Genomic DNA, 19,663 nt, shown 5'->3' with positions numbered 1-19,663 from the left:
AACCCTCCCGTCCGGAGACGGGAGGGCGCTTGGCCAAAAGTCTTGGGAGCCCCTGATTCCATCAGGGATAGGTACACTTGCCCTTCTGCGGTTCACCCTGCGGGCCCGGCGTGCCGGTTTCCTCCCAGTCGCCGCCGTGGCCGGCGCAATAGGCGATCATCAGGTTGCACGACGCCTTGTTGTTGCACGTCTCGACATGGCCCTCGGCCTGTCCGCCGCCGCCCGGCGCCTTGAGCCCGAGTTGGTGCGGCGGCGGGGCCGGCACGCGCGCCTTGAGCTGTGCGGCCGAGGCCGCACCGGCAAAGGCCGATATCGAAAGGGCCAGCGTCGCGATCATCGACGAGCGGATGATGGTGTTGGTCATGCTCATGTCAGGTTCTCCTCTGGGACACTTGCGGCTCGCTGGCCGCCACGATCATGTGTGTCCCGGCGGGAGAGGAAGGTTCACGCGCAGATGGAAAAAATGATCGCGCGGATTCCGGTGTCAGGCGTTGGCTTGTGTTTCGGGGCGGAGCGTCAGACGCCGATGTCGGCAGACCAAATCCTGCACCGCCTTTGATCTCGTCATGGTCACGGCATGGATTCCCGACACTCTCCGCTCGTTTCACTCGCTCACGAGGTCGGGAACGACGGAGGCGGGGTGCTTCCGCAAATTTCCAACCCGATTGGCTGGCAGACTCGGTGTTTGGCCACGTCACAACGTTGACGATTGGCCGAGACGACACCCGAAATCCGTCATTCCCGACCTCGTGAGCGAGTGAAACGAGCGGAGAGTGTCGGGAATCCATGCCGTGACATCGGGCGAGATCAAAGGCGGCGCAAGGTTTGGCTTCTTATCGGCCTCCCGCTAAGCTCCCATCATGGGACGGAAGGGGTACGTCTACATCCTCGCCGCGCAGAAGAACGGCACGCTGTACATCGGCGTGACATCCGATCTTGCCGCTCGCCTGCTCCAGCACCAGACCGGAACCGGCTCCAGGTTTGCAGCCCGCTATGGCGCGATACGGCTTGTCTGGTTCGACGAATACGATCTGGTTGTCGATGCGATTGCCCGCGAGAAAGCGATGAAGAAATGGCCGCGAGCGTGGAAGGTCAAACTGATCGAAGAGCGTAGTCCAGAGTGGCGGGACATCTCCTGGCAGTTGATGTGAGGCGGCACCCGGGAGCCTGCCGAAAACACATAGTTGTGCCACTTGTTCTGGACCGTGCCGATCTCGTCTCGGTCACGGCATGGGTTCCCGACACTTTCCGCTCGTATTCACTCGCTTACGAGGTCGGGAATGACGGAGGTGGGGAGTGCTTCCGCAAATTTCCAATCCAATTGGCTGGCAGACTCGGCGTTGAGCCACGTCCCAACGTTGACGATTGGCCGAGACGACACCCGAAATCCGTCATTCCCGACCTCGTGAGCGAGTGAAACGAGCGGAGAGTGTCGGGAATCCATGCCGTGACATCAGTGACGGGCACGGTGGCCCAGAACGTACGGCCGCATTCCCTGCCAGCACTTTCGCACGATACCCCCAGCCGTCCGGACCTCGTGTTGCGCGATATCAGCAGAGCCACGGGATCAAACCAGGCGTCAGCTGCCTAGCCCCCTCCCACCGGGATCGTCGCGATGATCCGCGCGGAAAGCGCCAGGTCGTCATTGGTCGCCTGGATGGTGAGTGACCTCATCGGCAACTCGGCCAGCGTGCGCTGGCGCCACCGCTCCGCCAGCCTGGCCAGGTCCGCCGTCTCCGCAACCGTCAGCACTGCTGCGAAATGATAATAGCCGATCACATAGAACCGGGTCTGCGGTGCGCCACACGCGTTCTGGATCAGCGCGAACACGTCGCTGCCGTCGCGGCATTCCGGATAGACCGGTAGATAGATCCGGCCGGTGTTGATCCTGCCCAGGAACGGTCCGCCGATGCGCAGGGAGACTGCGCCCAACCGTTCGAGTGCGCTGGCGGCGGCGTCGGCATAGCGCGCGATATCCGGCTCGGAAAGGCCGCCAACGATGGTCGCATGCAGCTTGCCGGCGCGCTGGCGGCCGACCTGCCAGGCGATCTTGTCGCTCAACGAAAACGAACGAAGCTCTGCCTCGAACAGCTGGAAAGCTTCGGATCTGCCCAGTTCCCCGGCATCGATTGGCACGACCAGCGAGTGCCGTGGCATCTCGTATCTTCCGTTGAGATAGTCGGTCCCGTCCTTGCCGGCGATGATCTCGGGATGGCCCGGCACCACCAGCGGCAGATGGGCGAGACGGTAGGCATCGTCGAAGGTCAGGGCCTCGCCTGAAACGAAGCTCCGGCGCGCCGCGTCATAGCCCATCGCGGTATATTCGCAGAATTTCACTTGGGAAACCTCGGACGCGGTCGCGCGCCTCACGGCTTCACCATCAGCACCCAGTTCTCGCCCGCGCCGGTCCAGCCCTCCTTGATCATCGGCTCGGAAGCGATCTCGCGGTATCTGGAGCTCTCATAGAGATGACGGGCGGTGGCGTTGGCGTCCGAAACGATGAGGCTGGTGCCCGTGCAGCCGGTGGCCTCGGCAATCGCGTCGGCCATCGCCAGCAGCCGCGAGCCGAAGCCGCGCCCGCGCGCCTCGGGCAACGTCGCCATGACGTTGACGTACCAGCTGCCGGTGGCCAGGGCCTCGAGCATGTTGAACGGCACGAACATGGCCGGCGTGTCGGGATCCGGCAGCGAGGGTACGATCGGATAGCCGATCAGGCAGGCCAGCACCTTGCCGTGCTCCAGGACGACGGCGTTGCGGTAAGAGAAGCTGCCCTCTTCGCGCTGCGCCCGCTGGCGCCCCACTTCCCAGGGATCGCCGCCTTCCGCCATCTTGGTCCAGAGATACAGCGGCAGGCCGTCGCCGGCCATATTGACCAGTTGCGCCAGGATGCCCGCGTCGTCCTTGGTGGCGGGGCGGGCCTCGGCGGTCAAGCCTTCGTCACTGTAAGCAGCCTTCTCGGCCATGACCGCTCCTCCACTCTGCAGCCGCCCCAGGGCTGCGGTCCATATAGGAGCGCGCGTCGCCGCCCCAGTCAACCGCCGCTGTCGGCTGCTGCCCAGGGCAGGGCGGGAACGTCGGCTCTGCCCCGGCAGCGCATGCTGGAACGCCATGTTTTTAAACTTGATATTTTTAGTCCAGTTTTGTATTGGCTCATTCCAGGTGGCGGGTTAGGCTTGCCATGACCGTGCACCATTCGACGCGGTCATGGTCGCGAACGAACGAAGGAGGCAGACCGATGATGCATGTCGCTCCCAGCGCTGGATTTTCCGAGGCGAGCAGCCATGACGCAGACATTGGCCGCTACCTCTCGCATTTCGGTCGTGTCGAGGCTTTGAAATTGCAGGTCGACAGCGCTCGGCGCGCCGCCAACGACAGCCTCGGCCGGCTCAACGCGCTGCCGCAACCCGAGGTCGGCGAAAGCACCTTGTTCGTCGCCGCCCTCGATATCCATCGGCGCGACAGGGAAGCGCTCTTCGAGGCGATGCGTCAGCTCGAAACGGCGCGCGAGGCACTGCGGCTTGCGGCCTCGACGGTCGTCCCCGGCCGATGAATCCACAAGGCGCCCCGATGCGGGCGCACGAGTTTTGATCTGGAGAATTTCTTGTTGGCACATCTGAGCGAGAACGAGCGTCGGCACGAGGAAGCGCAGGCGCACATCCGCGCCACCATCATGAACGAGTTCTGCGAAGTGATGCGCAAGACCGGCCTGCCGCCGATGGTCGTCATGCGGCTCGCCGCCCAGGCGGTGGGCTCGATCTACCGCGAGACCGCCGACGCCCATTCCGGTCCGGCGGCCTGCCCCTGTGGCTGGTGCCCGCGTGAGGGCACCGATGTCGACGTCCTCTGCTCGGCGCTGCTGGCGGCTTGCACCCGCCGCAAGGGCCGCGATCTCCGCTCGATGGCGATTGCCGGAACGGCCTGACCGCGGCAGCCGTCTTCAGGCCGGCAGGCATGCCTCGCAGATCGCCGCGACGTGGCGATGGTCGGTGCCGCAGCAGCCGCCAAGGATGCGCATCGTCGGGAACGACCGCGTCAGCGCGCCGTAGCGGCGGCCGAGATCGGCAGGATCGCCGGCATCCAGCGTCTCGGATTCATCCAGCTCCGCATGGCTCTTGGTCGAGGCGTTGGCCTTCACGCCGGCTACCCGTTCCAGCCATGCTTCGCCTGCGGCAAGTGCCTGGGCAAAATGGCTCGGGTGGGCGCAGTTGATCATGTAGTAGAGCGGATAGGTGCCGGTCGCGCGGTCGGTCGTCTCGATGGCTTCCTTCAGCGTCTTTCCCGTCACCAGCCTGCCGTCGGTCTCCACCGTGAACGAGATCATGCACGGCATGCCCAGCCCTTTCGCGGCGCGGGCGATGCCGATCGCCTCGTTGATGTTGGTCAGCGTATAGGCCGCCACCATGTCGGCGCCCGCCTCCGCAAAGCTGGCGATCTGGGCCGCGTGATAGGCTTCGGCCTCTTGCGCATCCATGTTGCCGGCCTTGTAGCCGTCGCCGCGCGGGCCGATGGCGCCGCTCACCACCAGCGGCGTCTCCGGCGCCTCCCATTTGTCGCGCAATTCCTCGAGCAGGCGGATCGAGCCGACATTGATGGCCTTCAGCGCGTCGGCCCCGTAGCCCAGCTTCTCGCCCCAGTCGGGGTTGGCGCGCCACGTCGCGCTGTCGAGCACGAAGCCGGTGCCGCGCCGGCGGGCGATGTCGAGATATCGCTCGTAGTAGCCCTTCAGGCGCTGCCGGCCCTCGGCGGTGTCGAGCAGCACGAAGGAGGCGAAATGCGGCAGTTCGACGCCGTCATGGAAGATCAGCGTCGTTTCCATGCCGCCGTCGCTGAGGAACAGGCCGCCCTTCATCTGCGGCAGGTCGTTGCGGTACTTGGCCATGTGGGTCTCCGATATCAACGGTTCCCGTCCTGCCGCACGGCCCGGCATCGGGAATGCCGTTTTTGCCTCAACCGTCGGTTCGGAACTAGAAACCTTGCGGTGCGGTGGTCGCGGAAACGCGAATTACGTCGGCACCTCAATGGCTTGGCCAACCATGTGGCGGCATATGCGTCATCGGTGATATTGTCGCGGAGTCAAAAACCGTACCGCAGGTACAGCGTTTTCTCGGATCGGATATGGGCAAGGGCCTGGAAACCCGTGAGCGGATACTCGCGATCGCCGAGATGTCGGTGCTCGCCAAGGGTTTTGGCGCCACCTCGATCGACGAGGTCATCGCCGAGGCCGGCATCACCAAGAGCGGCTTCTTCTACCACTTCAAGGACAAGAACGAGCTCGCCCGCGCCATGCTGCTGCGCTACGTCGAGGCCAACAACCGGGTCTTCGACGACGTTTTCGGCCGCGGTCGCCAGCTTTCCGACGACCCGCTCCAGGCCTTCCTCATCGGCCTCAAGCTGCTCGCCGAGGTCATGGCCGATCTGCCCCACGGCCACCCCGGCTGCCTCATCGCCTCGGTCTGCTACCAGGAGCGCATGTTCGACCGCGAGGTCCGCGCCATCGCGGTCAATTCGGTGCAGGGCTGGAACGTGCGTTTCCGCGCCACGCTCGACGAGATCGCCGCCCAGCATCCGCCGCGCGAGGCTGTCGATCTCGACACCGTCGCCGACATGATGTCCTGCATCGTCGACGGCGGCATCATCATGTCCAAGCTGATGGCCGACCCGCGCCGGCTCGAGCACCAGGTGCTGGCCTTCCGCAGCTTCGTCAAGATGCTGTTCTCAGCCGAACCCGCCGCGCGTGCTGGGCAGGGCGCTGCCCCAGCCTCCCACAGCGCCTCATCACACGTCGACCCCCATCTGCTTTAGGCAGCGCCTGATCGGGAAGACCCAGATCTCGTTGATCGCCAGCGCGCCGCCGAACAGCAGGCCGACCGCGACCAGCCCCGATTTGGACAGGCAGAAAACCACTGCGCCCGAATTGCCTGGGCTCGCCTGGCCGACGATCACGCTGAGCTTGTGGAAGCTGGCATAGATCTTGTCGTGACCGTCGACGGTGATCTGCGCTCCGCCCGGCACCCATGCCGCCCATCGGGCCTCGTGCACGAATTCCTTGGAGACGAAGAAGAAGCGCCGCGGGTCGTTGTTGGCGATCTCGCCATAGCCGACGAGAATGAGGTCGGTGCCGCGGAATCGTCCCGGCGCCACGGCGTTCAGCGCTACCTCGACAAGGGCTGCGTCGCTGCGGATCTCGGCGGCGCCGAGGTCGTCCATGCGCCGCACGATGCCCTCGATCTCGACGGCCGAATGCGGCACGCGCACCGTCACTGGGCCGGGCAGCACGCCGGGATCGGTGACCACATGGGCATTGGTGACGAGAAAATCCCTGTCGCCCTGCCTGAACACCAGTCCCACCGTGCCGGGTTCGCCGTCCGCGCCGAAGACAGCGTTGCCGCCGCGGATCGACAGGGCGACCGGCTGCTCCAGGATCTCGCAGACATCGGTGGCGATCCGGCGCGGGTGCGACCCCTCCTTGTAGGCGAGGTCGAGAAAAGGCGGCACCAGGTGCCGGGCATGTTGCGCGCCCTTCCTCATCACGTAGAACGTCACGCAGGTCGCAGCCAGCTTCTCGCCGCCGCGGTATTTTTTGGACACGCCGAGGTGATGCGCCTGGTAGTGCGCGACGAGGTGGTCGTGGTCCGCATCGATGGTCCGGCAAACCGTCGCATATTCGGGATGCTCGACGATTTCTGCGGTCATCGCCCGCTCACCTCGCCCCGAGCGGTCCCGGCGTGATCCCGCCCGCGTCCGGCTGCTCGGCGACCACAGGTGCCTCCACGACGTTGCGCACCACCTGCGTCGTCTTGACGTGCAAAAGGTCGGGCTGGCTGATCAGCGGCCTGAGCGCCACCAGGTTGCCGTCATGGTCGAACACGAAGTCGAACACCTGGAAGCGGTCCTGGATCCCGCCATTTGGCGCCCGCTGGACCTCGCCGGAAAGCCCCTTCGCCCCCACCGTCTTGAGCAGTTCTTTCAGGAAGCTGATGAACTCGGTCGAATCCATGTTGGCATGGACCTCGCTAAGCACGCCGTTGGTCATCGTCGCCGTGAAGTCGTTCTTGGCCAGGAAGGCGCCGAACTGCAGCGCATAGGCCCGGTTGTAGTTCGGCACGATGTGGATCGCCGCCGCGGCGCCGTTGACCACCAGGATCGGCTTGACGTCGTAGATGCGGATGCCGCTGACCTTCGAGCCCGGCTTGACCGGCACCGCGGTGACATAGGCGCAGCCCGTAAGCCCGGCGGCCAGGACGACGGACAGCGAAAGCAGCATGCGGGAAAGTGCCGGCCTGACCATGAAATCCCCCGATTCACGTTGGCGCTTCGACCTCGCCTCATGCTGGTGATTACCGGCCCGAAAGTCAATCTAAAATTGCACATAAAAATAGATACAACCAAAAGACGAAATCAACCCGGGCCTCCGCGCCCGGCGGCAGGCGCATTGCCCGTCCCGCAGCGTGCAAAGCCGCGCTTGTTAAGCCTTGCCGCCCCTGCTAAAGCGCGGCGCATGACCACACCGCTCGACCACATCCGCAATTTCTCCATCGTTGCCCATATCGACCACGGCAAGTCGACGCTTGCCGACCGGCTGATCCAGTCCACCGGCGGGCTGGAACTGCGCGAGATGACCGAGCAGGTCCTCGACAACATGGACATCGAGCGCGAGCGCGGCATCACCATCAAGGCCCAGACCGTTCGCCTCAACTACCGCGCCAACAATGGCGAGGACTACATCCTCAACCTGATCGACACGCCCGGCCACGTCGACTTCGCCTATGAGGTCTCGCGTTCGCTGTCGGCCTGCGAGGGCTCGCTGCTCGTCGTCGACGCCAGCCAGGGCGTCGAGGCGCAGACGCTCGCCAACGTCTACCAGGCCATCGACAACAACCACGAGATCGTCGTGGTCCTCAACAAGATCGACCTGGCCGCCGCCGAGCCCGAGCGCATCAAGGAGCAGGTCGAGGAAGTCATCGGCATCGACGCCTCGCAAGCCGTCTACATCTCGGCCAAGACCGGCCTCGGCATCCCCGACGTGCTGGAGGCGATCGTCACCCAGCTGCCGCCGCCGCGCGAGGGCGACATCGACGCGCCGCTCAAGGCAATGCTGGTCGACAGCTGGTACGACACCTATCTCGGCGTCATAGTTCTCGTCCGCATCATCGATGGCAAGCTCAAGAAGGGCCAGACCATCCGCATGATGGAGACCAACGCCAAGTATCTGGTCGAGCGCACCGGCGTCTTCACCCCCAAGATGATCCAGGTCGACGAGCTCGGCCCCGGCGAGTTCGGCTTCTTCACCGGCTCGATCAAGGAAGTGGCCGACACCCGCGTCGGCGACACCATCACCGAGGACAAGCGCCCCACCGCCAAGGCCCTGCCGGGCTTCAAGCCGGCCCAGCCGGTGGTGTTCTGCGGCCTGTTCCCGGTCGATGCCGCCGACTTCGAGGACCTGCGCGCCGCCATGGGCAAGCTGCGCCTCAACGACGCCAGCTTCTCCTTTGAAATGGAAACCTCGGCGGCGCTCGGCTTCGGCTTCCGCTGCGGCTTCCTCGGCCTGCTCCATCTCGAGATCATCCAGGAGCGGCTCGAGCGCGAGTTCAACCTCGACCTCATCGCCACCGCCCCTAGCGTCGTCTATCGCATGAACCTCAACGACGGTTCGACCAAGGAACTGCACAACCCCGCCGACATGCCCGACGTGGTCAAGATCGCCGCGATCGAGGAGCCGTGGATCCGCGCCACCATCCTCACCCCCGACGACTATCTCGGCTCGATCCTGAAGCTCTGCCAGGAACGCCGCGGCATCCAGGCCGACCTCTCCTATGTCGGCAAGCGCGCCATGCTGGTCTACGACCTTCCGCTCAACGAGGTCGTGTTCGACTTCTACGACCGGCTGAAGTCGATCTCCAAGGGCTACGCCTCCTTCGACTACCACCTCACCGACTACAAGGAAGGCGACCTCGTCAAGATGTCGATCCTGGTCAACGAGGAGCCGGTCGACGCGCTCTCGATGCTTGTCCACCGCACGGCGGCCGAAAAGCGCGGCCGCGTCATGGTCGAGAAGCTGAAGGAGCTGATCCCGCAGCACATGTTCAAGATCCCGGTCCAGGCCGCCATCGGCGGCAAGGTCATCGCCCGCGAGACCATCTCGGCACTGCGCAAGGACGTCACCGCCAAGTGCTACGGCGGCGACGTCACCCGCAAGCGCAAGCTGCTCGAGAAGCAGAAAGAGGGCAAGAAGCGCATGCGCCAGTTCGGCAAGGTCGACATCCCCCAGGAAGCCTTTATCCAGGCGCTCAAGATGGGCGACAACTGACGCTCTCTTTTTACTTCTCCCCCTCCTGAGCTTGTCGAAGGGGATGACGGGGCTCGCCCAAAACCCTCATGGTGAGCCTGTCGAACCATCGGATTTTGGGCCGTCGTCTTCGTCCACGCGCTTCCACCAAGGCGTGAACGCGGTTCCCTGCCGGTTCTTGGCCAACTCCGGCAACCTCTCATACGCCAGCGCGATCAGCGCTTCCTTCTTCGCCCGGCTCCAGCCCTTGATCTGCCGTTCGCGCTCGATTGCCTCGACGATCCGGTCATATGTCTCGGTGAACACCAACTCCACCGGCCGCCGCTTGCGCGTATAGCCGTCGTAGATGCCCTCGTTGTGCTCCCAAACCCGCGCCTCGATCTCCTGCTTGGTCAGGCCGGTGTAATAGGACCCATCCGAGCATCGCAGGATGTAGACGATGACTTCCATGCCAACAGTCTCCCCCAAAATACAGCGCAGTCCCCAGCGCAGACCCTCATCCTGAGCCTGTCGAAGGATGATTTGATCGCGCTCCCCCCCAAAACCCTCACGGTGAGCTGTGAGCTTGTCAAACGGTGGAAGGGTTTTGGGACAAGTGGAGATCTGCGCTTGGCGTCCTCGTGGTTCGACAGGCTCACCATGAGGGCTACTGAAGCGTGTCCGCCTCTGGTCAATCTGGTTCGGACTGAACCTGCTACCCTTGCACCACCGCCGAACTTGGCTCGACCTACCAAAATCCCTCATGGTGAGCCTGTCGAACCATCGGATTTTGCGCCAAGAATCTAGCGCGCCCAGCGCCCTCATAATGCTAAAATGTATTCACCTCGCAATGGTGTGGATCTTGCTATTCCGTATTTGACGTTGATCTGATGCCTTCGTCAAATTGCGCAGATTTCGCTTTGCGCAAAAGATGTTGGGCGAAAACCAGTAGTTCGATCGCAATTTCCGGTTCATCTACCCAGTTGAATTCATGCGTAACTGGGTTCCGAATACCTAGCATCGCCCCTGAGTATAGTCGATGATAGCCTTTTTGTTCGTCTTGCTCCGAAGAAGACTGTCGAGCGGACCAATAAAGAACAGGCGAATTCGGGCTGAAAACCTGTTCCATCAATTGGGTCCCGGAAAGCTTAAATGTGCCGGTCCTATCGCTAACGTACTTGTCTAGTGCCTTGTAAGCTTCCTGGACGGCTAAAGAATAATGACCTGATGCAAATAAATCTCGTGAAACTATCGAGATCTCGGGTTCTGTAATTGTCAATGTAAAGACGTTTGCAATACCGGATTCCCCGCTTGTTGGCGAGGCGAGAGAAAGCATTCGCGGTGCAGGCAAAGCGAGAACTGATCGAGCTAATCCAACTTCAAGAATATGCTCTTGAAGCTTCTTAAGAGACTCAATCACTCGGTTTGTCATAGAGGTAGCGTCTCATTGCAGCGAATATAGATTCGATTTGTTCTGTACCAGCGTCCGCGCTTATGTGGATTTGCACATTAATATTCAAAGGGATAGCGTCTGGGTTATTTTGATTTCTTGACGTGGCGGAATCTCTTCCGCGAGTTTTGACGTTGGTCGAGCCTACTGATGCAGCGAAGGCTTTCTCGTCACCCGTGCCTTTCCTTTGTGGGCGACTCGCCGCTTCTTCTCTTGCTCTGCCTCCGTTGGTACGGCCCGGTGCTTCATTTGGAGAACTGCTGCCGATGAGGAGATAGGTTGCCGCTTTGTTGCCCGCTGCGCCTTGTCCGAGGCCTTCCTGCTGAAACCACCTGACGACCTTCTGTCTGTCCGCATCTCGTGGAGGTGCCACATGAAGTAGGCCCTCAGGGTAGTTTCTCTCAAGAAGCTGGTTGACCGCTTCGGCGTAACCGTCTTCTAAACGCCATTTGAGCGCTAGTGCCGTTGCCTTATTTTCATCGCTCAGAATTCCCACTGATTTAAGTTCAGAAATATACTGGCGTGCTGCTACTTCTTGTACGCCCAATTGAACAGCTAAAAGGCGCTCGTCAATCGTTGCGCTGGGAGTCTTGTTGATGACAGCACGAGTACCCCACCACACAGTGCTGGGTATTTGAGGGTATTTGTTCTTCTCTGCCATGTGAGTCGCTCCAAATTACATGTGAGCATCTCACGAAGGAAATAATTGTCAAATACCGCACAGAATTGCAATTAATATAATTGACTATGTCAAGATGAACGATATCTGATGAAGATCGACCATCAGTACTGATCGGACCTAGCAAGTAAGGCACTTTCTACAGACCCGCTAACGCGCCCCTTCGAGCTACCCTGTCCCACAGGGCGAAAGCGTCCTCACCTTCCAAACCGCATCACCCAGTTCACCTCCCACGTCTCCCCATCATCCACCGACATCGCCTGTTCCCAGCGCGGGCTTTCCCCCGGCGTCCAGAGAAACCGCACGCGCACCGGCACACCACCCTCGACATCATCGCCATAGAACGCGCCGCGTCCGTCCACGAACCGCCCCACCATCGGCGGAAACAGCCGAAAACTTTTGGTGTCGGACCAGTAGATCGACCATAGCCCTGTCCCGGGATCGTAGAGCCTGAGCGTCATGCCGGTGAAACCGCGCTCGGGCACCGCCATCTGGTCGAGATTGCCGCCAAAGGTGCCGTCGGGCGCCCGCATCACCTTTTCGATGTGCGAGAACGCCGTAAACGTCTCCCATTCGTCCGAGCCCACCAGCCGCTCGCGCAGGCGTTCGTTGGTCACCGTCCAGTCGCCGATCAGGAAATCGAAATCGTCAAAGCCGCTCATGCCATCCTCCCTAGGGTTATCAGGAGAATAGCCGACCCCTCCTGACAGGCTGCTGTCAGGAGATGTCAGGGTGGCTTGACCTAGGCGGCACCCCGGGCTCATCTGCCGCCGCGATCCCGCCACACCTACCGCCTAACGCCCGCACCATGAAATTGCTCGCCGCCCTCCTTGCCCTGGCAACCCTCTCCGCCTGCGCTGCCCGCGCGCCGGTGCCGCCGGCGCCCGTGGCCGCACCGCCCGCCGCCGTGCAGCCGGCCGTCGAGCCGTTGCCGGATGGGGTCAAGCCGCTGACGGTCGAGCAGGACGAGCAGATTTCGCGCGGCTGAGCGGGGAAAACTTCTCCACGGTTTTGAATTTTTTTCGATTTGAGTTCTGCACCGCTGCTGCCTTCCAGCGTCACGGCATGGATCCCCGGGTCTCCGCACGTCGCTTCGCTCCTGCTCCGCCCGAGGATGACGAAGGCATGTTGCTCGCGGCTAATCGCCAACGCCGGAGTTGGCAGATTGCCCGGAACCAGCGGGCCGGAACCGGTAAAACTGCTCATTTTCACGAGCGCGAACGCCTGGATTTTGCGCCGGCGTTGGCGATTGGCGAGAGCAGCCAAACACGCTCGTCATCCTCGGGCGGAGCAGGAGCGAAGCGACGTGCGGAGACCCGGGGATCCATGCCGTGACATCGAAACTGCCGCAGCCGTGCAGGACACTCCAGCGGTTGCACGACGTCACCCCATGTCACCAAACCCCGTGGATACCCACAGCTCTTTCTCCACCCCCAAAGACCTCCCGTACAATCCATCCCGTCCCTGCCGCGGGAACACCGGTCATGACGGTGATTGCGTGGGCGGGGGCCGGCGCCTCCGGCGACGGGCCAGCGTAGCCCGCCGCCCGGGGAGGTTCCGTCCAAGGGTTCCCCCTCGGGCACTACGGCCCGGGTGCGCTGGTCGATGCGCTAGTGGGGCCGGGGCGCTAATGCCCGGGCCCGGAAGCGGAACGGACGGGAACATAAATCGCCGGACGGGCGGTCGCGAGATCGCACTTACACATAGCCGAGCGATCCCGCGACCGCCCGTCTTCCCACCCCATTCAATGGCCAGACCGGCAACGGGGCGTGGCGGCGGGGAAGCGCGTCTTTCCTTCTCCCCATGCGGCAGAAGGTGGATTGGCGCACAGCGCCAAGACGGATGAGGGGTGTTGGACGGAGCTCGACGTTTCAGGCCGTTCACCATCTGGAGTCTTCGTCTGGATGCCCCCGTTTCTTCCACCACCCCTCATCCGTCGCCTTTGGCGACACCTTCTCCCGCTAGGGGAAGGGAGCGTGCCAGCAACCCCAACCCCAGGAGCCCGACATGACCGAAGCCGAAGAGCGCTGGTATCCCAGCTTCAGGATCAACAGTTTCCCGCGCGAACCCTGGTGCACCGACGCGCAATGGGCCTGCGTGCTGCGCGACCAGCAGGAGCACGCCGAGGCCAAGGGCATCTATCTCGGCCTGTTCCAGCTGCTCGCCGCCCATCTTGGTTTCGTGTGCAAATGCCCGCTGCGTGCCTGCCGGCGGCTCAGGAAATGCACCGGCCGCCGCGCCGAGGACGACTGGTCGTTTCCGTTCAAGCCCTTCATCCCGCCCTGCGTGCCGCTCGATGTCGAGATCGTCGAGAAGATGCGGGCCGGGATCCGCGCCGAAACCGACCGTATCCTCGCCCTCCACGAGGCGCGGGGCGATGGCTGACCCCCTTGTTTCAGGCGGCTGGCCAATTTTCCTTCGGCCGGCATATCGGCTAAGCGGGACGGAGATCAAGAACTCCGGAACACCAGCGCATGACCGCCAGCCACCACGCCCCGCTTTTCCTCGGCATCGACACCGGCGGCACCTACACCGACGCCGTTTTGTGGTCCGAGGCGCATGGCCCGCAGGGCAAGGTGCTGGCCAAGGCCAAGTCGCTGACCACCCGCCACGACCTGGCCGAGGGCATTTCGGGTGCGGTCGGCGCGGTGCTGGACAGGGCGGGCGTCAACCCCGCCGCCATCAAGCTGGTGTCGATGTCGACCACGCTCGCCACCAACGCGCTGGTCGAGGGCCAGGGCGGGCGCGTCGCACTCGTGATGATCGGCTTTTCCGAGGCCGACCTCGCCCGCGACGGGCTCAAGACCGCGCTCGGCACCGACCCGCTGGTGCTGTGCGAAGGCGGCCACGACGTCCACGGCAACGCCCGGACCCTCGATCTTGCGGCGCTGGAAGCGGCCTTGCCCGAACTGACGAAAACCGTCTCCGGCTTTGCCGTCTGCGCCTATTTCGCCACCCGCAACCCGGCCCACGAGATCGCCGCACGGGATTTGATCCGGCAGAAGACGGGCCTGCCGGTCACGGCCAGCCACGAGCTGTCGGCAAAGCTCGGCGGACCGCGCCGGGCGCTGACCACGCTGCTCAACGCCCGCCTGATCTCGATGATCGATCGTCTTGTCGCCGCCACCGAAGGTTTCCTCGAAAAGCGCAACATCAAGGCGCCCTTGATGGTGGTGCGCGGCGATGGCGCGCTGGTCTCGGCCGAATTCGCCCGCCAGCGGCCGATCGAGACCATCCTGTCCGGCCCCGCCGCCAGCCTCGTCGGCGCCCGCCACATGACCGGCCTCGACAACGCCGTCGTCTCCGACATTGGCGGCACCACGACCGACGTCGCCGTGCTCGACCATGGCCGCCCGCGGCTCGACCCGGAGGGTGCCACCGTCGGCGGTTTCCGCACCATGGTCGAGGCGGTCGCCATGCGCACCTTCGGCCTCGGCGGGGATTCGGAAGTTTTGCTGCAAGAGGGCGGGCTGCAGCCCAAAATGTCGCTCGGGCCGCGGCGCGTCGTGCCGTTGGCGCTCGCCGGCATGATGCATGGCGAAGCGGTGACAGCGGAGCTGGAGCGCCAGCTGCGCGCGCCCAATCCCGGCCGCATGGACGGCCGCTTTGCCGTCCGTACCGGCGTGCCGGAACATCTCGCCGCCGGCCTGACGGCGCCCGAGGCAAAACTCTACGACCAGATCACGGCCGTGCCGCAGCCCATCGACCGGCTTCTGACCTCCAACGCCCAGAACGCCACGCTCAACCGGCTGGTGTCGCGCGGGCTGGTGCATGTCTGCGGCTTCACCCCCTCGGATGCCGCCCATGTGCTCGGCCGCCAGGCCAACTGGGACGAGACCGCCGCGCGGCTCGGCGCCGAGCTGTTCGCCCGCAAGCGCGACGGCCGCGGCCAGCCGATCGCGGCGAGCCCGGAGGTGTTGTCCGAGCGCGTGCTGGCGACTCTGACCCGGCTTTCCGCCGAAGTGATCCTCGAAACCGCCTTTGCCGAAGACGGGCTCGACGGCGCGGCCACCGTCGCGCATGCGCTGGTGCAGCGCGCGGTCGACTCCCATCCCGGCATCGCCCGTTTCACCGTCGCGCTCGACCGGCCGGTCATCGGCCTAGGCGCCTCGGCCCCGCTGCATTATGCCGGCCTGCCACAGCTTGTCGGCAACGAATGCGTGGTGCCAGAGGACACCGACGTCGCCAACGCGCTGGGCGCCGTGGTCGGCCAGGTCAGGGTCACGGCCGAGGCGCGCGTCAGCCAGCCCAAGGAGGGGCTGTTCCGGGTAGCGGTCGGCGAGCTTGTGCGCGACTTCATCGACGAGGGCGCGGCGATGGCGCTGGCCGAGGCGGAAGCGCGCGCCATCGTCGCCGCCAAAGCGCGCGACGCCGGCACCGATGCCGCCGAGATCGATGTGACGGTCGATTTCAAGGTCTCGACGGTCGAGGGCCAGCGCATGTTCATCGAAGCGCATGTCCTGGCGATTGCCGTGGGCAGGCCCCGGATAGCGGTTTGACGGCTAAATCGATTTGCGGCGGCGCCGGGCGGCAAATCAATGCTGCTTTGCAACATTGGACGAATTGACCCTGCGGGCTTTGCGTGCCAAACGCCCGAAAACCTTGTTTTGAACGCCCCTGCGGCGCCGGAATTTTGGAGCGCATGATATGACCGACACCGTCGAACTCTTTGGCCTTTCGATATCTCGTGAGCTGCACGACTTCGTGGTGTCGGAGGCGATGGTCGGGACGGGTGTCGAGGCGGATGCGTTCTGGGAGGGGTTTGCCGCGATCGTGCACGATCTCGGGCCGAAGAACCGGGCGCTGCTGGAAAAGCGCGACGACTTCCAGCTCAAGCTCGACGCCTGGTACCGCAAGCACGGCGCGCCGCACGACATGGCGGCCTACAAGGCGTTCTTGTCCGAGATCGGCTATCTCGTGCCGGAGGGCCCGGCCTTTGCGGTGACGACGGAAAATGTCGACCCCGAGATCGCCACCGTCGCTGGCCCGCAGCTGGTGGTGCCGGTGATGAATGCGCGTTATGCGCTGAACGCGGCGAACGCGCGCTGGGGTTCGCTCTACGACGCGCTCTACGGCACCGATGCCATTTCCGATGCCGACGGCGCCGAGAAGACCAAGGGCTACAATCCGAAGCGCGGCCAAAAGGTCATCGCCTGGGCCAAGGCGTTTTTGGATCAGTCGGCGCCGCTGGCGTCTGGCAGCTGGTCTGATGTGACCGGGCTCTCGGTCGAGGGCGGGGTGCTGAAGCTGGCGACAGCTGATGGCTCGGTTTCGCTTCGCGAGCCAAAGCAGTTCGCCGGCTATCGCGGTGCGGCGGAAAACCCGGATGCGGTGGTTCTTGTGAAGAACGGCCTGCATGTCGAGGTCGTGGTCAATCGGGAGAGTGCGATCGGCAAGACCGATCCGGCCGGTATTTCGGACATGGTGCTGGAATCGGCTTTGACCACCATCCAGGACTGCGAGGATTCGGTCGCAGCCGTCGATGCCGAAGACAAGGTTGTCGTCTACCGCAACTGGCTCGGCCTGATGAAGGGCGACCTGTCGGAAACCTTCGACAAGGGCGGCAAGCCGGTCACCCGCAAGCTCAATGCCGATCGCAGCTACACTGGCCCCGATGGCAGCACCGTCTCGCTGCCCGGCCGCTCGCTGATGCTGGTGCGCAATGTCGGTCACCTGATGACCAACCCCGCAATCCGCGACCGCGACGGCCACGAGGTGCCCGAAGGCATCATGGATGCGGCGATCACCGCCTTGATTGCCCTGCACGACGTCGGCGCCAATGGCCGCCGCATGAACAGCCGCGCCGGCTCGATGTATGTCGTCAAGCCGAAGATGCATGGCCCCGACGAAGTGGCCTTTGCCGTCGAAATCTTCGACCGCGTCGAACGCCTCGTCGGCATGCCCAGGAAAACCATCAAGATGGGCATCATGGACGAGGAGCGGCGCACCACCGTCAACCTCAAGGAGTGCATCCGCGCCGCCAAGGAACGCGTGGTGTTCATCAACACCGGCTTCCTCGACCGCACCGGCGACGAGATCCACTCGTCGATGGAAGCCGGCCCCATGGTGCGCAAGGGCGACATGAAGCAGGCGCCGTGGATCAATGCCTACGAGGCCTGGAACGTCGACACCGGGCTGGAATGCGGCCTGTCCGGCCATGCCCAGATCGGCAAGGGCATGTGGGCGATGCCCGACCTGATGGCGGCGATGCTGGAGCAGAAGATCGCGCATCCGAAAGCCGGCGCCAACACCGCCTGGGTGCCGTCGCCGACGGCAGCCACGCTGCATGCCACCCACTACCACAAGGTCGACGTGCACCAGGTCCAGGACCAGCTGAAGAGCCGTCCCAAGGCGCGGCTCGACGACATCCTGTCGGTGCCGGTGGTGGTCCGTCCCAACTGGACGCCGGACGAGATCCAGCGCGAGCTCGACAACAACGCGCAGGGCATCTTGGGCTATGTCGTGCGCTGGATCGACCAGGGCGTCGGCTGCTCGAAGGTGCCCGACATCAACGACGTCGGCCTGATGGAAGACCGCGCCACCTTGCGCATCTCGTCCCAGCACATCGCCAACTGGCTGCGCCACGACGTCTGCTCGCACATCCAGGTGATGGATTCGCTGCAGCGCATGGCCGCGATCGTCGACCGGCAGAATGTCGGCGACCCGCTCTACAAGCCGATGGCGCCCGAGTTCGACCAGTCGACCGCCTTCCGCGCCGCCTGCGACCTCGTCTTCGAAGGCCGCGCCCAGCCCAACGGCTACACCGAGCCGGTCCTCCACAAGCGCAGGTTGGAGCTCAAGGCCAGGGAAAGAGTTTAGAATTCTCGGGTATGATGCCCGATGTGATTTTGACAGCCTGATAGTTATGACAGCGCTCTACGTTGCCCCCCTCTGGCCTGCCGGCCATCTCCCCCACAAGGGGGGAGATCGACCAATCGCGACGGCGCAACCCCTTGCCCATGCTGTCCAGCGGGCGGCGCGTTCAACGCGGCTGATCTCCCCCTTTGTGGGGGAGATGGCCGGCAGGCCAGAGGTGGGCGTGCAACGCCCTGCCTTGCGCCATTCTGCCTGGAGCGCATCATGATCCTGCTCGCCATAGACTGTGCCGCAAGCCTCTGTGCCGCCAGCGTCCATGACGTCGACGCTGGTCGCGAGCTTGGCCGATGCGTGCGCGATCTCGGCAAGGGCCATGCCGAGCACCTGATGGCCGTCATTGATGAGGCGCTGGAGCAGGCCGGCAAGGCCTATGCCGATCTCGGACGGATCGGCGTTTCCACCGGTCCCGGCTCCTTCACCGGCGTGCGTGTCGGCGTCTCAGCCGCGCGCGGCTTTTCGCTGGCGCTGAAGATCCCGGCAGTTGGGGTCACCACGCTTGAAGCGCTTGCTTATGAAACACGCCAGGCGCTCGGACCGATGAAGGTGCAGGCAGCCCTCGATGCGGGGCGCGAGGAGCTTCATGCGGCATTGTATGATGCGAACGGAAAGGCTCTTCGCGAACCTGCCGTCTTGTCGCTGGCCGAGGCTGTCGAGATCGCCTCTTCCGCGCCGATGGCGCTAGCAGGAACCGCAGCCCAGTCTATCGCCAATGCGGTCGGAGTGGACAAGGCATTGCAAATCGGCCCGCTCGCGGCGACTGCAGATATCGGCACCTATGCCCGGTTGGCCGCCGCCAAGCAGCCCGGTGACCGGCCCAAGCCCCTTTACCTGAGAGCACCGGACGCCAAGCCGCAAGCCGGCTTCGTGCTGGCGAGGGAGCAGAAATGAAATTGCCGTTCTGGCCGCTGCGCCGCGACTTTGCGCTCCTGCCGCTCTCGGTCGACGACAGCGCGGCCATCGCACCCCTGCACCGCGAAGATTTCGTGCGCCCATGGTCAGGCGAGGAGTTTTCGTCGCTGCTCGCACAGGACACGGTTTTCGGTTTTGCCGTCCGTGAGGTCGGCCACGGCGCCGAGGCGCCGGCAGGTTTCGTGCTGGCACGGCTGGCGGCGGGCGAAGCCGAAATCCTGACCATCGCGGTGTCGCGGTCGCATCGCCGCCATGGCCTCGGCTGGCGCCTGATGGACGCCGTGTTGCGCGAACTGCACGCCCAGCGCGCCGAGGCGTTGTTTCTCGAGGTCGACGAAACCAATGCGGCGGCGATTGGCCTCTACCGCAAGTTCGGCTTCCACGAAGTAGGCAAGCGCCCGAACTACTATCAGTCGGCGCAAGGGGCGACGGGCGCGCTTGTCATGCGGCTCGATCTTCGCTAGCCAGAGGCCCGTTCAGGGAT

General features: G+C 63.9%; 20 protein-coding genes and 1 pseudogene. 10 read left to right on the top strand and 11 right to left on the bottom strand.

All coding sequences use genetic code 11. The features are described 5' to 3' along the window. Positions 1–61: 61 nt before the first annotated feature. A complete protein-coding gene (locus CO731_RS00310) occupies positions 62–370 on the bottom strand; it encodes a hypothetical protein (RefSeq protein WP_108679395.1) in 309 nt (102 codons plus the stop codon). 490 nt (positions 371–860) lie between these two features. Here CO731_RS00310 and CO731_RS00305 point away from each other — a divergent pair, with 490 nt between their 5' ends. After that, complete coding sequence (locus CO731_RS00305) at positions 861–1,151, top strand: GIY-YIG nuclease family protein (protein ID WP_108605434.1); 291 nt, start codon at positions 861–863, stop codon at positions 1,149–1,151. Positions 1,152–1,587: 436 nt separating this feature from the next. Here CO731_RS00305 and CO731_RS00300 read toward each other — a convergent pair whose 3' ends face one another. Together CO731_RS00300 and CO731_RS00295 are read right to left on the bottom strand one after the other, a co-directional pair. After that, positions 1,588–2,337, bottom strand: a complete 750-nt coding sequence (locus CO731_RS00300; protein ID WP_159091506.1) for a hypothetical protein — start codon at positions 2,335–2,337, stop codon at positions 1,588–1,590. 29 nt (positions 2,338–2,366) lie between these two features. Continuing rightward, positions 2,367–2,963 carry a GNAT family N-acetyltransferase gene (locus tag CO731_RS00295; protein ID WP_108605432.1) on the bottom strand — a complete coding sequence of 199 codons (597 nt, stop codon included), beginning with the start codon at positions 2,961–2,963 and terminating at the stop codon, positions 2,367–2,369. Between the two features lie 272 nt (positions 2,964–3,235). Here CO731_RS00295 and CO731_RS00290 point away from each other — a divergent pair, with 272 nt between their 5' ends. Both CO731_RS00290 and CO731_RS00285 read left to right on the top strand, forming a co-directional pair. Next, entirely contained in the window at positions 3,236–3,550 is a 315-nt protein-coding gene (locus CO731_RS00290) for a hypothetical protein (protein ID WP_108605431.1), read from the top strand. A 51-nt stretch (positions 3,551–3,601) separates the two neighbouring features. Next, on the top strand, positions 3,602–3,922 hold the full coding sequence (locus CO731_RS00285; RefSeq protein WP_245439554.1) for a hypothetical protein: 321 nt from the start codon (positions 3,602–3,604) through the stop codon (positions 3,920–3,922). A 15-nt stretch (positions 3,923–3,937) separates the two neighbouring features. On the opposite strand, the gene CO731_RS00280 is transcribed toward CO731_RS00285, so the two are convergent. After that, positions 3,938–4,879 carry a homocysteine S-methyltransferase family protein gene (locus tag CO731_RS00280; protein WP_108605429.1) on the bottom strand — a complete coding sequence of 314 codons (942 nt, stop codon included), beginning with the start codon at positions 4,877–4,879 and terminating at the stop codon, positions 3,938–3,940. A 236-nt stretch (positions 4,880–5,115) separates the two neighbouring features. Here CO731_RS00280 and CO731_RS00275 point away from each other — a divergent pair, with 236 nt between their 5' ends. Then, complete coding sequence (locus tag CO731_RS00275) at positions 5,116–5,802, top strand: TetR/AcrR family transcriptional regulator (protein ID WP_108605428.1); 687 nt, start codon at positions 5,116–5,118, stop codon at positions 5,800–5,802. Here the strand turns inward: CO731_RS00275 and CO731_RS00270 are convergent. Next, positions 5,776–6,693 (bottom strand): trypsin-like peptidase domain-containing protein, encoded by a 918-nt coding sequence (locus CO731_RS00270; protein ID WP_108605427.1) that lies wholly within the window; start codon positions 6,691–6,693, stop codon positions 5,776–5,778. The two genes, CO731_RS00275 and CO731_RS00270, sit on opposite strands and share 27 nt — an antisense overlap. Before the next feature lie 7 nt (positions 6,694–6,700). Continuing rightward, positions 6,701–7,288: a hypothetical protein gene (locus tag CO731_RS00265; protein ID WP_108605426.1), complete on the bottom strand. Its 588-nt coding sequence runs from the start codon at positions 7,286–7,288 to the stop codon at positions 6,701–6,703. A gap of 210 nt (positions 7,289–7,498) precedes the next feature. On the opposite strand from CO731_RS00265, the gene lepA reads away from it, so the two are divergent. Continuing rightward, entirely contained in the window at positions 7,499–9,307 is a 1,809-nt protein-coding gene (gene lepA, locus CO731_RS00260) for a translation elongation factor 4 (protein ID WP_108605425.1), read from the top strand. Positions 9,308–9,457: 150 nt separating this feature from the next. Here the strand turns inward: lepA and CO731_RS00255 are convergent. The 5 genes and pseudogenes from CO731_RS00255 to CO731_RS28510 form a co-directional block, all read right to left on the bottom strand. Continuing rightward, a pseudogene (locus CO731_RS00255) lies at positions 9,458–9,736 on the bottom strand (GIY-YIG nuclease family protein); the annotation flags it as partial. Positions 9,737–10,130: 394 nt separating this feature from the next. Then, entirely contained in the window at positions 10,131–10,685 is a 555-nt protein-coding gene (locus CO731_RS00250; RefSeq protein ID WP_159091505.1) for a TIGR02391 family protein, read from the bottom strand. Beyond that, positions 10,678–11,376: a hypothetical protein gene (locus CO731_RS28515; protein WP_159091504.1), complete on the bottom strand. Its 699-nt coding sequence runs from the start codon at positions 11,374–11,376 to the stop codon at positions 10,678–10,680. The genes CO731_RS00250 and CO731_RS28515 overlap by 8 nt, the downstream gene beginning before the upstream one ends. Before the next feature lie 215 nt (positions 11,377–11,591). After that, positions 11,592–12,056: a hypothetical protein gene (locus CO731_RS00245; protein ID WP_245439552.1), complete on the bottom strand. Its 465-nt coding sequence runs from the start codon at positions 12,054–12,056 to the stop codon at positions 11,592–11,594. Positions 12,057–12,111: 55 nt separating this feature from the next. Next, complete coding sequence (locus CO731_RS28510) at positions 12,112–12,660, bottom strand: hypothetical protein (protein WP_159091503.1); 549 nt, start codon at positions 12,658–12,660, stop codon at positions 12,112–12,114. A 741-nt stretch (positions 12,661–13,401) separates the two neighbouring features. On the opposite strand from CO731_RS28510, the gene CO731_RS00235 reads away from it, so the two are divergent. The 5 genes from CO731_RS00235 (at position 13,402) to CO731_RS00210 (ending at position 19,643) form a co-directional block, all read left to right on the top strand. Continuing rightward, complete coding sequence (locus tag CO731_RS00235) at positions 13,402–13,779, top strand: hypothetical protein (protein ID WP_108605421.1); 378 nt, start codon at positions 13,402–13,404, stop codon at positions 13,777–13,779. A gap of 89 nt (positions 13,780–13,868) precedes the next feature. Next, the gene (locus tag CO731_RS00230) at positions 13,869–15,893 is read left to right on the top strand and encodes a hydantoinase/oxoprolinase family protein (protein ID WP_108605420.1); all 2,025 of its coding nucleotides are present in this window, start codon (positions 13,869–13,871) and stop codon (positions 15,891–15,893) included. A gap of 148 nt (positions 15,894–16,041) precedes the next feature. Then, positions 16,042–18,213, top strand: coding sequence for a malate synthase G (locus CO731_RS00225; RefSeq protein ID WP_108605419.1), 2,172 nt, complete (start codon positions 16,042–16,044; stop codon positions 18,211–18,213). Between the two features lie 261 nt (positions 18,214–18,474). After that, entirely contained in the window at positions 18,475–19,158 is a 684-nt protein-coding gene (gene tsaB, locus CO731_RS00215; protein WP_108605417.1) for a tRNA (adenosine(37)-N6)-threonylcarbamoyltransferase complex dimerization subunit type 1 TsaB, read from the top strand. After that, a complete protein-coding gene (locus tag CO731_RS00210) occupies positions 19,155–19,643 on the top strand; it encodes an N-acetyltransferase (protein WP_108605416.1) in 489 nt (162 codons plus the stop codon). The genes tsaB and CO731_RS00210 overlap by 4 nt, the downstream gene beginning before the upstream one ends. Positions 19,644–19,663: the final 20 nt, after the last annotated feature.

It is taken from the genome of Aminobacter sp. MSH1 (genome assembly GCF_003071665.1).
Classification (GTDB): Bacteria; Pseudomonadota; Alphaproteobacteria; order Rhizobiales; family Rhizobiaceae; genus Aminobacter; species Aminobacter niigataensis.
This window is presented reverse-complemented; position numbering and strand designations above follow the sequence as displayed.

Bases quoted from the DNA above. Each gene is read 5' to 3' on its own strand.
- CO731_RS28515 (WP_159091504.1), bottom strand. From the start codon at position 11,376: ATGGCAGAGAAGAACAAATACCCTCAAATACCCAGCACTGTGTGGTGG.
- CO731_RS00235 (WP_108605421.1), top strand. From the start codon at position 13,402: ATGACCGAAGCCGAAGAGCGCTGGTATCCCAGCTTCAGGATCAACAGT.
- CO731_RS00310 (WP_108679395.1), bottom strand. From the start codon at position 370: ATGAGCATGACCAACACCATCATCCGCTCGTCGATGATCGCGACGCTG.
- CO731_RS00275 (WP_108605428.1), top strand. From the start codon at position 5,116: ATGGGCAAGGGCCTGGAAACCCGTGAGCGGATACTCGCGATCGCCGAG.
- CO731_RS00295 (WP_108605432.1), bottom strand. From the start codon at position 2,963: ATGGCCGAGAAGGCTGCTTACAGTGACGAAGGCTTGACCGCCGAGGCC.
- CO731_RS00280 (WP_108605429.1), bottom strand. From the start codon at position 4,879: ATGGCCAAGTACCGCAACGACCTGCCGCAGATGAAGGGCGGCCTGTTC.
- CO731_RS00245 (WP_245439552.1), bottom strand. From the start codon at position 12,056: ATGAGCGGCTTTGACGATTTCGATTTCCTGATCGGCGACTGGACGGTG.
- CO731_RS00270 (WP_108605427.1), bottom strand. From the start codon at position 6,693: ATGACCGCAGAAATCGTCGAGCATCCCGAATATGCGACGGTTTGCCGG.
- CO731_RS00225 (WP_108605419.1), top strand. From the start codon at position 16,042: ATGACCGACACCGTCGAACTCTTTGGCCTTTCGATATCTCGTGAGCTG.
- CO731_RS00210 (WP_108605416.1), top strand. From the start codon at position 19,155: ATGAAATTGCCGTTCTGGCCGCTGCGCCGCGACTTTGCGCTCCTGCCG.
- CO731_RS00290 (WP_108605431.1), top strand. From the start codon at position 3,236: ATGATGCATGTCGCTCCCAGCGCTGGATTTTCCGAGGCGAGCAGCCAT.
- CO731_RS00230 (WP_108605420.1), top strand. From the start codon at position 13,869: ATGACCGCCAGCCACCACGCCCCGCTTTTCCTCGGCATCGACACCGGC.
- lepA (WP_108605425.1), top strand. From the start codon at position 7,499: ATGACCACACCGCTCGACCACATCCGCAATTTCTCCATCGTTGCCCAT.
- CO731_RS00265 (WP_108605426.1), bottom strand. From the start codon at position 7,288: ATGGTCAGGCCGGCACTTTCCCGCATGCTGCTTTCGCTGTCCGTCGTC.
- tsaB (WP_108605417.1), top strand. From the start codon at position 18,475: ATGATCCTGCTCGCCATAGACTGTGCCGCAAGCCTCTGTGCCGCCAGC.
- CO731_RS00305 (WP_108605434.1), top strand. From the start codon at position 861: ATGGGACGGAAGGGGTACGTCTACATCCTCGCCGCGCAGAAGAACGGC.